The sequence below is a fragment of the Burkholderia sp. Ac-20345 genome, assembly GCF_017104825.1.
Lineage (GTDB): Bacteria > Pseudomonadota > Gammaproteobacteria > Burkholderiales > Burkholderiaceae > Burkholderia > Burkholderia lata_B.
Map to the genome: position 1 here is coordinate 82,731 of NZ_JAAGPO010000002.1, position 12,799 is coordinate 95,529.

Below are 12,799 nucleotides of genomic sequence, written 5' to 3' on the forward strand. Positions count from 1 at the left end.
TACCGGGCATGAAATCCCCGGTAGGGTTGACAAACGAATGGCTGGCTTAGATAGGTGTGCCAGCTACCCTTTCTGCGCTACGCGCAAAAAACCTCTTTGCAAACGCCTCGCTTTGCAAAGAAGTCTCGCGACTAAATGGGCCGGCCAAGCCCATATGCACGGCCGCCGTACGCTATCAGCGTACAGACACGCCCCAGAGGCCTCCCTGTTGACACCGCGCAGCGAGTTTCCCCACCTGCTCAGCGCCCCAGTTGTCCGGTACCAGTACCTCTGCAAGGTACTTCGTGCCGAAGGCTTCCGAAATCGCAGTATGCCATTGCAACTGCTGGCCGACCCCCTCCGCGGTTCGCACCGCATCGATACATCCGTCCGACGTCAGTCCGACGGCGTGCGCAGATACCGGACGGTCCGCAACCAGGGCCCACCCGAAAATCTGCACGTTCCTGAGTCCATACATGCGGACGCGCTCCGCCACTTCTGGCGACAGCAGTTCCGACATGGGTCCGGCATCGAATTCCGCGCAATCGAACCATGCCGAAGCACCACGTTCCTGTGCAAGATCGCACGAGGCGTCATAGGCTTCATCACGGATCATCCCAGCCACCTGTACAAGCGCCGCGTTGGCTTTATCCGCAACCCCTGCACTCCCAAGCTTCTGGAGTGCCGAGGCAATGCCCGAGATTCCGATGGCGATGCGTCGGGCCTCACCGGATCGCTCCAGGTTCCCGCCGATCGCATGAACGTCGTGCATCGCGTCAAGATCGCGAACCGCCAGGCGGACGTGCTCCTTGAGCCGCCTGTCGTCGAGCTGGGTGTTCTTGCCAGGAATTTCCACGAGGTAATCACACAGGTTCAATACGATCCCCGTGACCGCCTCGCTCGCGCCGACAAACTCCGAATCCGTTCCGAAGATGCCGCCGCAACCATCCCGAACCACTGAACTCTCGTCGAAAAATACTCCGCTGACCCCCGTCCCGAGAGACTCAAATGCGATCAGCGACTGCGCGACTACCGCGCTTGATCCGCGCCGGCCGTTGCCGACACGAACATACGTTTCCGCGGTTCCCAACGATGCCGCGTCAGCAAGATGATTCTCGCTGATCACGACCATCGGAAACGAACCATCCAACAGGGTGCCCCGTCGCGACGACTCATAGAGCCGTCCGATCGAGTGCAGAAGCAACCCGCGGGAGGAATCGATGGAAATCGTCTCATCCGTGGATGTCACTGGCGCCGACGTATCGACGAGCAGCGGCAAACCCTCGTGTCCGGCCATCACGACATCGGCCAGGACATCATATGCAGAACTCTCGCTTGAAGTAGCCAGACTGATTGCCAGTCTTGGGCTCAGACATGGGTCCGAGGCGCGCTCTTCTTCGGACGCGCGACGGGCCAACGCAGGAAAGGCGGAACGGGGTTGGGGAAGCCCATCAGCAATGCTGGGGAGCCCCCGCCCCGTTTGCACCATGATCTGGGTATCAGACACCTGGGGTTGGACGTTCATGTTGATCTCCTTGTCGAACGTGAACCCCGGAATCGGGGCCCCCCAGAACGTTGGGAATCGCTCTGGGGGGCCTCGAAACCAAGAACACTCGAAAGGAGAATTGCCTATCCAGAACGGAAAGGCAGGACGTGAGGGATAAACCCTGAGGCCTGGGGAGTCCAGATCAAACGCAGGACGGGCATACCAGGCAGCCCTTCTGTGCCGGAGCACAAAAAACTTCACAAGCATCCAACTCATGCATGCTTGTGATGTCTCGGGAAGGGAAAAGTGCCGATTTCCGGCTCAGGCTAGTATCGACCCCCAGCTAGGTAGCAAAATTATAGTACAGGTGAATTCTTGACGGGAAATTTTCGCGGCCATGTAGAAAGACCCTGCCAAGCAGGGTCTCGGGTCACACGGGATGTCGAATAGGTAACCACTTTTACGTTCCCGACGGCTGATGCTTCAGGAGTAGCCTCCCTCGAGCCTCGAGCCAGGAATCGACCTTCTTCGCACCCCAGTACAACATTGCCATCGCGAGCATGACTACCACGATGGTGGCAATCTGGGAGCTCTCCCCCTGGATTTCAAACTCCGTTTCCAGAAAGGGCTTCCCGACTTCAAGAAGCAGGGCAATAACGAAGAAGAACAGTCCGTCCAGGAACACGTCCTTACCCAACTTCTTGCTGGAACCCTTTTCCAGAGCCTTCTCGCGAAGACCTTGTGCTTCGGATTCCAATTCCCCGATTCGCTTGCGAGCCAGCTTCAGCTCGGTTCTCGTCGATTCAAGGTGACAACTGGCATTGGCCTCGCGAGCCTTTGCCTGCTCCACGCGAACTGCCCGTGGATTCTTGCTTTTACTGCGGTTGTGTTTCATAGACTTCTCCGTTAAAAAAAATGGCACCCGGAAACCCGGGTGCCGCACGTAGTCACTGCTGCTGGCAACGCCAGCGACCGCAACCATCAATCCCAGCTGAGAGCGCCGCCCGTCTGGTACTCGATCACTCGAGTCTCGAAGAAGTTGCGCTCTTTCCGCAAATCGAGCATTTCGCTCATCCACGGAAACGGGTTCGTCTCGCCCTCGAAATCCGGGTTGAGACCGATCTGCGTCTTTCGCCGGTTGGCAATGAATCGCAGATACCCTTTGAACAGATCGGCATTCAGACCGAGGACGCCGCGAGGCATGGTGTCCTCCGCGTACTGATATTCGAGGCGTACAGCTTCCTTGAATACCTCGTCCACCTTCTGCTTGAACGATTCCGTCCACAGGTGCGGATTCTCCAGCTTGATCGCATTGATCAGGTCGATACCAAAATTGCAGTGCATCGACTCATCCCGGAGGATGTACTGGTACTGCTCCGCCGCACCCGTCATCTTGTTCTGCCGGCCCAACGACAGGATCTGCGTAAAGCCGACATAGAAGAACAGGCCTTCCATCAGACATGCGAAAACGATCAAACTCAAAAGCAGCTTCTGATCGTTCTCGACCGTTCCCGTCGTGAACGACGGATCGGTCAAGGTCTCGATGAACGGGATCAGGAAATCGTCCTTTGCCTTGATCGAAGCAACCTCTCGATAGGCATTGAAGACCTCCCCTTCGTCCAGTCCAAGGGACTCCACGATGTATTGGTAGGCGTGCGTGTGCACGGCCTCCTCAAACGCCTGCCGAAGCAGGAACTGGCGACATTCCGGTGCGGTAATGTGCCGGTAGGTACCGAGCACAATGTTGTTCGCAGCCAGCGAGTCGGCAGTCGTGAAGAACCCCAGATTCCGGGTGATGATCCGACGTTCGTCGGCCGTCAAGCCGTTCGGGTCTTTCCACAGCGCAATGTCCCGCGCCATGTTGATCTCCTGCGGCATCCAGTGGTTCGCGCAACCGGCCAGATACTTTTCCCAGGCCCATTTGTACTTGAACGGTACGAGCTGGTTCACATCGGTCTTGCCGTTGATGATCCTCTTGTCAGCAGCATCGACACGACCGGTGGCGCCACCTGCATGCGCGTGAGCAACCGCGCTGAAGGATGAAGATATTTCCATCTCAAACTCCAAAACGAGAAGAGGCAGGACAGCCCGAAGGCCGTCCTGCGATTAAGACATCACGAGTCCACCAGCAATTTTCACTGGCAGGCCTCGCACTCGTCGAAGCCCGGATCGCCCGGACGCATCGTGCAAGCCGGTCCGTCCGCTTCCAGAGCCGGTTCCGCGGTGACATGCGGAGCAACAGCGGCCGGAGCCGACGGGGTAACCGCGTTGAGCGTTCCCGATGCCACGGTCGACTTTTCCACGGACGTGGCCGCCATCGTGCGCAGGTAGTAGGTCGTTTTCAGACCGCGAACCCACGCCAGCTTGTAGACCTCGTCCAGCTTCTTGCCCGACGCGCCGGCGATGTAGATGTTCAGCGACTGAGCTTGGTCGATCCACTTCTGCCGGCGGGCAGCTCCCTCCACGAGCCACTTCGGGTCGATCTCGAACGCCGTTGCGTAGCGCGCCTTGATCTCCTCCGGAATGCGGTCGATGCGCTGAACAGACCCGTCGTAATACTTCAGGTCGGCCAGCATCAACTCGTCCCAGATGCCGAGCTTCTTCAGATCGGCAATCAGGTACTCGTTGACCAGAGTGAACTCCCCGGACAGGTTGGACTTCACGTACAGGTTCTGAAACTGCGGCTCGATACACGCCGACACCCCCACGATGTTCGAGATCGTCGCCGTCGGCGCGATCGCGATACAGTTGGAGTTGCGCATACCTTGCTTCAGGATCTTCTCCCGCAGGCCGTCCCAGTCCATCGTGATGCTCTGATCGACTTCGAGGTACTGCTCGCCACGAGCTTCGGCCAACAACTTCAGCGAGTCGAACGGCAGGACACCCTTCGACCACAGCGACCCCTTGAAACTGGAGTAGGCGCCGCGCTCCACTGCCAGATCCGACGAAGCCTCATAGGCGTAATACGCCAGAGCCTCCATCGAACGGTCTGAGAACTCGACCGCCGCTTCGCTGCCGAACGGGATGCCGAGGATGTACAGCGCATCCTGGTGTCCCATCAGGCCCAGACCCACCGGACGGTGCTTCAGGTTCGCCGCACGAGCCTTCGCCACCGCGTAGTAGTTCATGTCGATCACGTTGTCGAGCATCCGCATCGCAATGCGGACGGAACGACGCAATTTCTCGTGATCGATCTGGCCATCCTTGACGTGGTTGACCAGGTTGACCGAGCCCAGGTTGCAGACGGCAATTTCCACGTCGCTCGTGTTCAGCGTGATTTCGGTGCACAGGTTGGAGCTATGCACCACGCCAACATGTTGCTGCGGTGAACGGATGTTGCACGGGTCCTTGAACGTGATCCACGGATGGCCGGTTTCGAACAGCATGCCGAGCATCTTTCGCCACAGTTCAACGGCCGGACGTCGCTTGTACAGCTTGATAACGCCGGCATCCGCCTGCGCCTCGTACTGCACGTAGCGCTCTTCGAACTTTGCGCCATACAGATCGTGAAGGTCCGGCACGTCGTTCGGCGAGAACAGCGTCCAGTCGCTGCCTTCCATCACGCGTTTCATGAACAGGTCGGGAATCCAGTTCGCCGTATTCATGTCGTGCGTACGGCGACGATCGTCCCCGGTGTTCTTGCGCAGATCCAGAAACTCCTCGATATCGAGGTGCCACGATTCCAGATAGGCACAGACTGCACCCTTGCGCTTCCCACCCTGGTTGACGGCCACAGCAGTGTCGTTGACCACCTTGAGGAACGGGACGACACCCTGCGACTTGCCATTGGTACCCTTGATCCAGGCGCCCATGGCTCGGACGTTCGTCCAGTCGTTGCCCAGACCGCCGGCGAACTTCGATAGCAGAGCGTTTTCCTTCAGACCGTCGTAGATCCCTTCGAGATCGTCCGATATGGTCGTCAGGTAGCAGCTCGACAGCTGCGACCGGCGCGAGCCCGTGTTGAAGAGCGTCGGTGTGCTCGACATGTAGTCGAACGTAGACAGCACTTCGTAGAACTCAATCGCACGCGTTTCGCGCTCGATTTCGCCCCGGGCCAGACCCATCGCCACACGCATCAGGAACGCTTGCGGCAGTTCAATGCGACGCTCGTTGACGTGCAGCAGATAGCGGTCGTACAGCGTTTGCATGCCGAGATAGTCGAGAAGCCCATCGCGCTCCGGCCGGATTGCCGAAGCAAGACGGCCGAGATCGAACCCCTTGGACATATCCTCGGTCAGCAGCTCGGCTTCGACGCCATCCTCGATACCGCGGATGAACGCCTCGCCGTAGCCTGCCGCTACCTCGTCCAACGTCACCGGCTTGCCGAAAACGTCTTGGCCAAGCTGGAACGCAAGCACGAGCCGAGCGGCCGCTTTCGCGTGTTGCGGCTCGACCTCGATCTTCGTACGCGCTGAAAGAACCAGCGCATTCTCGATCTCGGTCTCCTTCGCCTCGTTGTAGAGGTTCCGGACTGCTTCGTCGAACAGCTCCTTTGCAGACACGCTCTCGAGCCCAAACACCACGGACTGTACGATCGCAATCCAGAAGACTGCATCGAACGGCACCACTGCACCGTCACGCTGGCGATACGACTTGATGTGATCGTACTGACCCATCGTCGGCGCCGGCGTGCGCTTCTGCGCAGCCATTTCGCGGTAAAGCACATACCCGCGTGCGACTTCATGCTCACCGCTACGCATGAGCGAGAGTTCCACCTGATCCTGAATGTCCTCGATGCGGAAAGCAGCGCTCTCCCCACGACGATTCAGGGCAGCACAGACGGCGTTGGTCAATTCCTCGACCTTCACACGCTGCGCGGCACTCAGGGACGACACACCGGCGCGATACAGATTGCCGTGTGCGTCGTACAGGAATGCCTTGGCGATCGCGTTTGCGATCTTCGCTCTGTCGAACGGTACGGTCTCACCGTTACGGCGGATGACCATGTGTGCACCAATCAGATCTTCGCGTTTCATTTCATACTCCTACTGTAAAAGTTGTTACCCAGGTGAGAAGGCGCGAGGCCCAGTTAAACGGCCTCGCATCGAGATCGCTTAAGTGGATCCCGAATCAAGTGGGTGACAAGAATTCGGCAGGAATCTTTCCCAACGGGAAAGTGAATCCCCGCCGGGTTAAAGAACGTCGACCTCGATGATCGACAACAAAAGAAAAGGACCGAAATCCCCGAAGCAGGTTATGCTTCAAAACGATAGTCACCTACGTGACCGTGGCTAAATCCGTCAGCTCGGGAGCGAACATCGCTCAATAAAACCGGTTACTTCCCGAAGCGGATCCACTGGATCGGCTTGGGGAAGTCCGCTCTTTCGAGCGGGCTTCGGTTTGAGTGCGGCACACGCACCACACACAGAACATGCGGTCAATCCAGCACCGCGGCGACGAAGACGCTGTTCGTGGAAACGAACTGGTCGGGATCGAGGGACTCGTTTTCCACCACCAGACCGATACCGTCGAACGCGACCTTCTTCACCATCGACTTGCCGTCGGCGTTGACCGTCACATCGCACGCGAACGTATTGCGCATGACCTGCTCGTTCTTGATGAATTCGACCAGTTCAGCGCCCGTCTTCACACGTTGAGTATTCATGTCCATCTCCGTCAAATTGAATTGTCGTAGGCGGACACGTCCCCCGGTTGGGGGACGTGCCCCCTTCCGGGAAAAACTCAGTTTCAAATCGATTCAGATAGCGACCAAACCTTCAAAAGGCGGGACCACCATCTTCATCGCCATAGCCACCCGCATATGACGGACCTTCGTCACGGGATTGCTCGTTGCCACCTTGCTGCTGACCGTTACCTCGCGAACCTGCGTGCCCGTTGGACTGTTGGCGAACCAACTCGCCCTTCTTGGCAATCAGCTCCATGGACTGAACGTACATCTCCACCACCTTAAATTTCTGCCCGTTCTTCTCGTAGTTACGAGGTTTTACGCGGCAGGTGATGTTGACAACGTCGCCCCTCTGGTACTTCTCAGCCACCTTCTCAGCAAAGTCGCCGACCACAACGCAGTCGTGCCACTCCGCGACCTCCACCCATCTGCCCGCCTTCTTGTCGAAGTAGTCATCGTTCGAACAGAGCGAGAACTTCGCTACCGGCGTACCTGACGGAAGGAACCGTACTTCCGGGTCCTTGCCGATCCGGCCGTGAATAAAACAGACGTTCGTATTGCGCATACGGTTTCCTTTACTTTCAAAGCTTCACGACGTTGTAGGCGTTCTTCCAGGCCTTCCGTCCGTTCGGTTCTTCCCACTCGATACGGCCGAGATGTTCGATCCGGACGCGACTTCCAACCTCCGCCCCACAATCGGCGATCGCACGTTCAAGGTCCGTGCCAAAGACCGGAAGCACGTTACCGTGCAACTCATCAGCTTCGATAGTCACGCAGTACTGCTCGATCTCCTTGTTGTCGATCTTGCGAGGCTTGACCCCGATCTCGACAATTTGGCCCGTGTACACCTTGGACGGACGGCTACGTTTCTGCTTCTTTTCCACGGCTTCCTTGAACGAGCTCGGCATGATTGCAACATCGCCATCCTCTTTCTTGGAACGCTTTGCTGAATTTTCCGAAGAATCGACGGCATTACGTTTCGTGGAATCCTGGTCTTTCGATTCCGACTTCGGGCCCGACGCAGCAACAGGATCCGAAGAACCCGACGCAACGACTCGCAGCTTCACCTCATGCTCCCCGCGCAACAGCTTGTTCACCTGTGCAACGGTAGCCTTGAGGATCGACTCGATCTCGGACATACCCGAATACGAGATCTCCTCCAGTTCCCGGCGCTCGAAGCCGAGACGCTCGGAAAGGGTGCGGTCATAGATCTTCACCAGCCTCTTGACCTTACCGCCCGGGTAGAACCAAAACAGGACCGCCCCGAACGCCCTCTCGAACGTGATCGTCCGGGTGAAAGCGGCCGTGACCGGCCGTTTCGATACCGCAACGGTGGACACGCACTTCGCCGTCTCCACCTTTTGAGGGTTCGACGTCTCTGCCGGCTTGACCGATGCGACTTCCTCCGCCCCCACTTCCGATACATCTTTTTTGCGGGAAGACTTCGCATACCGCAGGACGGCACGCGCCAACCATGCAACACCAAGGGTGGTACGGAGCAGCGCAACGTAAGCCAGTTTGAACACGAGTTCAACCGAGTCAAACAGTAAGTCAACCAGCGATTCGGAAATGGTCTGCCGCTTCCGTGCCGTACTAGCTTGCTGAGACATATCTACCTCTTTAGAAATTGACCAATGACCTCCCCACCGTAAAAACCGTTGGAGTGGTAATCAGTCCAGCTTTGACAGATGTTCCGTGGTGCTCCCCCATCAGGAGATCGCGTCCAAAGAACGACATCATCTCTTTCCCACCACGATGGATGGGTACTTCATCGAGATCATCATTCGTGCTATCCGGTTTCGCTACCTGAATACCCAGACGCATCGCTGCGCCGAGAATTCCGATCACGGTTTGCGCGTTTGCACGTGTCCCTACAACGGTGACACCTTCGTAGGTTTCGACAAAACTCCAGTCGGGATCGCTCCCGACGTATTCCGCCACCATCTCGCGGAACGTGGAATCGATCGAGCCGTTGACGACCACCAGCAGATCCGAGGCCTGATCCTGTTCGACACAGCCCTCGTTCAACGATCGCTCACCGATCAACTCGAACCCAATGGACTCGAGCTGACTCTGAAGCGCTGACGACGTCGCCGAAGCCACGTCCTCGCCCTTCAGTCGGCCACCGGTAACGCCGACGAAAATGCGTGTCGTGTTGTCGGTGGCCATCGGTACAGCGATGTCGATCCCGTCAGAGATCTTGCGAAACAGCTGGACGGGAATCATGGTCAGGCACCTGCGGGTTGCATCGTGTGCAGGTTGTCCTTGCTGGACTTGTAGTCACCGCCGCCGAACGTCTGCGTCACGAGCTCATGCACAGCAACGCGGACTTCATCCGAACAGGAAAGCGACCACGCGCGCTCCAGCCCGTAGTGCATCGGCGACTCGACCAAGCTGCCCTGCGTCGAAGCACTCATCGCCTTCGAGACCCAACGACGCAAAACGCGCGTCGATATCGTCTTGTCGAGTGCGCCCGAATCGTCGGTCACGCCCGCGTACAACTTGCGGACCTGATTCGCGACGGAAACGAACTTTTCAGCGAGGACATGGGCCGGCAACGACGGCTGATACGGTGCGATCATCTCCGTGATCAACTGGACTTCGGTCTCCTGCGGGAGATACCCGAACCAGCTGAACTCGAAGCGCTCGTCATTCGCGTTGTCCTGCGTATGACGTCCTTGCACCAGCCCCTTGTCGTCTTTCGGATTGCAGGTCGCGTAGACGCGAAACCCGTGACGCGGGACAACCAGTTCGCCGGTTTCGGGAACGAGGTACGGCCGTCCCTCCAAGAGGAGGTTCAACCCGGTCATTTCGCCCGGATCGATGACGTTGTACTCGTCGATGAGAACCGACATGCCGAGGCGTGCCGCCATGAGCACGGGCCCGTCGACCCACGAAACCCCGCCGTCCTTGTTCGGGACGAGGCGGCCAATCAGGTGATAGGCCTGGGTTCGCGGATTGGCGGACATACTCAGCAGCGGAAGATTCAGGGAAGCGTGAAACTGCTGGACGCCCATCGTCTTGCCGGTGCCGGGATGGCCCATTGCACAGAAGGCGTTGCCGCCCGCCATGTAGAAGTGAAGCAGATCGCGCAGGTTGTCGATCGGCCACTTGTACGTCGGATCCTTTGCCGGAGTGAACACCGAAGGTTCGCTCAGACCGAGGATCTTTGCACCACGCATGCGTTCGATGCCGAAGCACGCGAACCCATCGAAGTGAACCCATTGCGGGCTCGCCTGCTGTTCAACAGGTGCCGCAGCAGCAGCGGCCGGCGCGGGTTCCTGCGAAGCCTTTTTGCGGGACTTCGTCGGAGCCGCGGCAGCTTGAGTTGCTTGGGTCGTCATGGAATTCTCCAGAAAATTTGGAGACTCCAGCCCTCTCGGGGACTGGAGCCCCCAGGGCTTAACTACTCAGAATCTGCGACTTCCTCGCGCGGATCTGCTCCCTGAGTTCATCAGGGTTCAGGCCGGCGACTCGGCAGCAGGTGACGAAGGTGAACGGGATCTCGCTCTGATAGAGCTTGACCCGCATCCGACGCTTCTCAACGACCTCGGTTTTCTGACCGTCGACGATCTCTTCCTTGGCTTCAGAAAGGAATTGGTCACGGTATCCCATAAAGTTCGGCTTCAACACCCAGTCAAGGATGTCTTGCTTCTCTTCCAGGTTACCGCGCATCGACAGCAGCTCGATTGAACGCTCGAGAAGCAAAGCGTGGAGCCACTCGACCCCCTCTTCACTCCACTCCTCTCCTGCACAATCTCCGCCGACGACACCAACGACCGGAACCGCCACTTCGCTTTCGCTCACCTCGAAAATCTCGGCAAACGACTCACGAAGCAGTGGCATATCCAGGTCATCGAATCCTTCGGGGATCGAGCGAACCTTCGTCTTGCTTAGGGCGTAGGCAGACTGCCTGGCCTTTCTTTCGCGTGCCGCCTGATCCGCCTTCGCTTCCCGGACAACCTGCTCATGTTCGGGAATAAAGAAGAACGTACCCTGGACAGGCACCATCTCGATCGAGTTCATGACCCGCTCTCCTTATCGGTGAACAGATCCGCACCCTCTCTCAGCGCCTGAACGATATCCGTAATCCCACGGTTATCTTTCTTGACGCTAAGGTAGTGATGCTGCCCGTGGTCTTTTTTCTCCCGGTGGAAAATGAGACATCCACGGGGATTCGACAGCTCCCAGACCGTGAAAAACCGATCCCGGGTGATGTCGTCGACCTCGACGCGTGACTCGACACGAGAATTGCCTTGCAGACGAGAGACTTCCGTCCAGTTCATAGGCTTCTCCATCACAGAGACGCGAGAAGCCCATCCCCTTTGCGGAAATGAGATTCCCGCAAGGGTTGAAAACGCAGCGCGAAGCTACGCCAGGCGATGCCTGAGACAGATTGGCTGGAAGACCAGCTATGCCGGGGAACCCCGGACTCACCCCCTGACACGACAACGGACAGAGGGCATTTCAACGACGTCTAACAGCTACGTCGCGCGAAATACTGGCTTTGGAATAGACAATGGAGGAGATGAGAAAGCGTATCAACGCCTATTCGAAAGCCCCCGGGAACCACCCCGGGGGCGAGTACTTCTGGCAGTGCTTGAGGCACTCCCGGGTCCGCAGGACCCTTTTACAAAGCGATTTGGCAGTTTCCTGCCAGGAACCGACCGTCGTCAGTCCGCAACAAGGGGGCTCGAGATGAGTACCAGCTCCAGCTGCTGGGCACCGATTCTCTACCGGCGCGGAGTCGATTCTGTACTGGCCTACGGGAAATTGCAAGCAAATTCCTGACAAGAAATGCGCCCACCTTTTGACTATCCTGTGCCATCAGGCCCTACCAGCCGTCCCGAATAGCACCCGCCCGCAGCGTGGAAAGACCGCCCTCTTAGATCACGTTTCAGCGTTGTTACAGCAAAGTCCGAGAATTAACCTACGCTGACCCACTTCCTATGAGGAAATATTATGACCACCGCGGAAAGCGTCAACCTCCTGCGCCCGTCCGTGACCATGCAGGTCGCGGAATTCGCCCGGGAGACCTTCGGCCGCCAAATGCGCGGCGCGCTGGAAAAGGAGCCGGTCGAATTCGGATCGAGCATCGTCCAGTCGTTCGTGCGGCGTGACTACACGCTCCTGAACAAGAACCTGCACTTCGCGATCGACGCGCCGCGCACGCTGCCGCGATACGACACGACCACCTGCGACGAAGTCGACGAGTTGTTCCGCAAGAAGATCGGCGAATCGATCACCTACGTCAACAACCTGAAGCAGCAACTCTGGCAATTGTTCCAGGCCAACGCCGTCGACCCGAAGGCCGAGTTCCCGAGCGTCCTGCGGCAGGATCTGTTTTACGTCTCGCCGCACGCGAAGAACTACATCAAGCTGCTCCGCATCGCCGACGAGTACATGCTGCTCCTCTGGTCCGCCTACCTGAACGGCCTCGTCTCGGCCCGCGATCGCCACGGCGAAGAGCTCAAGGTGCGCAAGCGCATCCGCTCCATCACGAACCTCGCTCGTGACGTCAAGTTCCAGACGTACAAGAAGTTCAACGCGTGGCAGGCGCACGAGCAGACCCGCACCGGCTCCACGACGGCCGGCGCCGCGCCCGCTCAAGCAGCAGCTGCGCAAGTCGAACCGGCTGCGCCGACGAAGGACGCTGCTGCGACCGAGTCGTCGGCGTCCGACGAAGCTCACGCGCAGGCAGCTTAATC

Annotated in this window: 12 protein-coding genes; 1 reads left to right on the plus strand and 11 read right to left on the minus strand. The window is 58.2% G+C overall.

Annotation, left to right across the window (positions count from 1 at the left end):
• Window positions 1–175: 175 nt before the first annotated feature.
• From G3O06_RS01520 to G3O06_RS01570, 11 genes are all read right to left on the minus strand, one after another.
• Window positions 176–1,504 (minus strand): hypothetical protein, encoded by a 1,329-nt coding sequence (locus G3O06_RS01520; RefSeq protein ID WP_205814672.1) that lies wholly within the window; start codon window positions 1,502–1,504, stop codon window positions 176–178.
• Window positions 1,505–1,925: 421 nt separating this feature from the next.
• Window positions 1,926–2,360: a hypothetical protein gene (locus tag G3O06_RS01525; RefSeq protein ID WP_205814673.1), complete on the minus strand. Its 435-nt coding sequence runs from the start codon at window positions 2,358–2,360 to the stop codon at window positions 1,926–1,928.
• Between the two features lie 86 nt (window positions 2,361–2,446).
• Window positions 2,447–3,520 (minus strand): ribonucleotide-diphosphate reductase subunit beta, encoded by a 1,074-nt coding sequence (locus G3O06_RS01530; RefSeq protein WP_205814674.1) that lies wholly within the window; start codon window positions 3,518–3,520, stop codon window positions 2,447–2,449.
• Between the two features lie 80 nt (window positions 3,521–3,600).
• The gene (locus G3O06_RS01535; RefSeq protein WP_205814675.1) at window positions 3,601–6,441 is read right to left on the minus strand and encodes a ribonucleoside-diphosphate reductase subunit alpha; all 2,841 of its coding nucleotides are present in this window, start codon (window positions 6,439–6,441) and stop codon (window positions 3,601–3,603) included.
• Between the two features lie 401 nt (window positions 6,442–6,842).
• Window positions 6,843–7,070, minus strand: a complete 228-nt coding sequence (locus G3O06_RS01540; protein ID WP_205814676.1) for a hypothetical protein — start codon at window positions 7,068–7,070, stop codon at window positions 6,843–6,845.
• Window positions 7,071–7,182: 112 nt separating this feature from the next.
• Entirely contained in the window at window positions 7,183–7,656 is a 474-nt protein-coding gene (gene ssb / locus G3O06_RS01545; RefSeq protein ID WP_025584639.1) for a single-stranded DNA-binding protein, read from the minus strand.
• A 16-nt stretch (window positions 7,657–7,672) separates the two neighbouring features.
• Window positions 7,673–8,701, minus strand: a complete 1,029-nt coding sequence (locus G3O06_RS01550; RefSeq protein ID WP_205814677.1) for a hypothetical protein — start codon at window positions 8,699–8,701, stop codon at window positions 7,673–7,675.
• 10 nt (window positions 8,702–8,711) lie between these two features.
• The gene (locus tag G3O06_RS01555; RefSeq protein ID WP_205814678.1) at window positions 8,712–9,317 is read right to left on the minus strand and encodes a hypothetical protein; all 606 of its coding nucleotides are present in this window, start codon (window positions 9,315–9,317) and stop codon (window positions 8,712–8,714) included.
• A 2-nt stretch (window positions 9,318–9,319) separates the two neighbouring features.
• Window positions 9,320–10,435: an AAA family ATPase gene (locus tag G3O06_RS01560; protein ID WP_205814679.1), complete on the minus strand. Its 1,116-nt coding sequence runs from the start codon at window positions 10,433–10,435 to the stop codon at window positions 9,320–9,322.
• A 58-nt stretch (window positions 10,436–10,493) separates the two neighbouring features.
• Window positions 10,494–11,117: a hypothetical protein gene (locus G3O06_RS01565; protein ID WP_205814680.1), complete on the minus strand. Its 624-nt coding sequence runs from the start codon at window positions 11,115–11,117 to the stop codon at window positions 10,494–10,496.
• On the minus strand, window positions 11,114–11,377 hold the full coding sequence (locus tag G3O06_RS01570; protein ID WP_205814681.1) for a hypothetical protein: 264 nt from the start codon (window positions 11,375–11,377) through the stop codon (window positions 11,114–11,116). The genes G3O06_RS01565 and G3O06_RS01570 overlap by 4 nt, the downstream gene beginning before the upstream one ends.
• A gap of 676 nt (window positions 11,378–12,053) precedes the next feature.
• Between G3O06_RS01570 and G3O06_RS01575 the strand changes: the two genes are divergently transcribed.
• Window positions 12,054–12,797, plus strand: a complete 744-nt coding sequence (locus tag G3O06_RS01575) for a hypothetical protein (protein WP_205814682.1) — start codon at window positions 12,054–12,056, stop codon at window positions 12,795–12,797.
• Window positions 12,798–12,799: the final 2 nt, after the last annotated feature.

Bases quoted from the DNA above. Each gene is read 5' to 3' on its own strand.
- G3O06_RS01525 (WP_205814673.1), bottom strand. From the start codon at position 2,360: ATGAAACACAACCGCAGTAAAAGCAAGAATCCACGGGCAGTTCGCGTG.
- G3O06_RS01535 (WP_205814675.1), bottom strand. From the start codon at position 6,441: ATGAAACGCGAAGATCTGATTGGTGCACACATGGTCATCCGCCGTAAC.
- G3O06_RS01530 (WP_205814674.1), bottom strand. From the start codon at position 3,520: ATGGAAATATCTTCATCCTTCAGCGCGGTTGCTCACGCGCATGCAGGT.
- G3O06_RS01550 (WP_205814677.1), bottom strand. From the start codon at position 8,701: ATGTCTCAGCAAGCTAGTACGGCACGGAAGCGGCAGACCATTTCCGAA.
- G3O06_RS01570 (WP_205814681.1), bottom strand. From the start codon at position 11,377: ATGAACTGGACGGAAGTCTCTCGTCTGCAAGGCAATTCTCGTGTCGAG.
- G3O06_RS01560 (WP_205814679.1), bottom strand. From the start codon at position 10,435: ATGACGACCCAAGCAACTCAAGCTGCCGCGGCTCCGACGAAGTCCCGC.
- G3O06_RS01555 (WP_205814678.1), bottom strand. From the start codon at position 9,317: ATGATTCCCGTCCAGCTGTTTCGCAAGATCTCTGACGGGATCGACATC.
- G3O06_RS01575 (WP_205814682.1), top strand. From the start codon at position 12,054: ATGACCACCGCGGAAAGCGTCAACCTCCTGCGCCCGTCCGTGACCATG.
- G3O06_RS01540 (WP_205814676.1), bottom strand. From the start codon at position 7,070: ATGAATACTCAACGTGTGAAGACGGGCGCTGAACTGGTCGAATTCATC.
- ssb (WP_025584639.1), bottom strand. From the start codon at position 7,656: ATGCGCAATACGAACGTCTGTTTTATTCACGGCCGGATCGGCAAGGAC.
- G3O06_RS01520 (WP_205814672.1), bottom strand. From the start codon at position 1,504: ATGAACGTCCAACCCCAGGTGTCTGATACCCAGATCATGGTGCAAACG.
- G3O06_RS01565 (WP_205814680.1), bottom strand. From the start codon at position 11,117: ATGAACTCGATCGAGATGGTGCCTGTCCAGGGTACGTTCTTCTTTATT.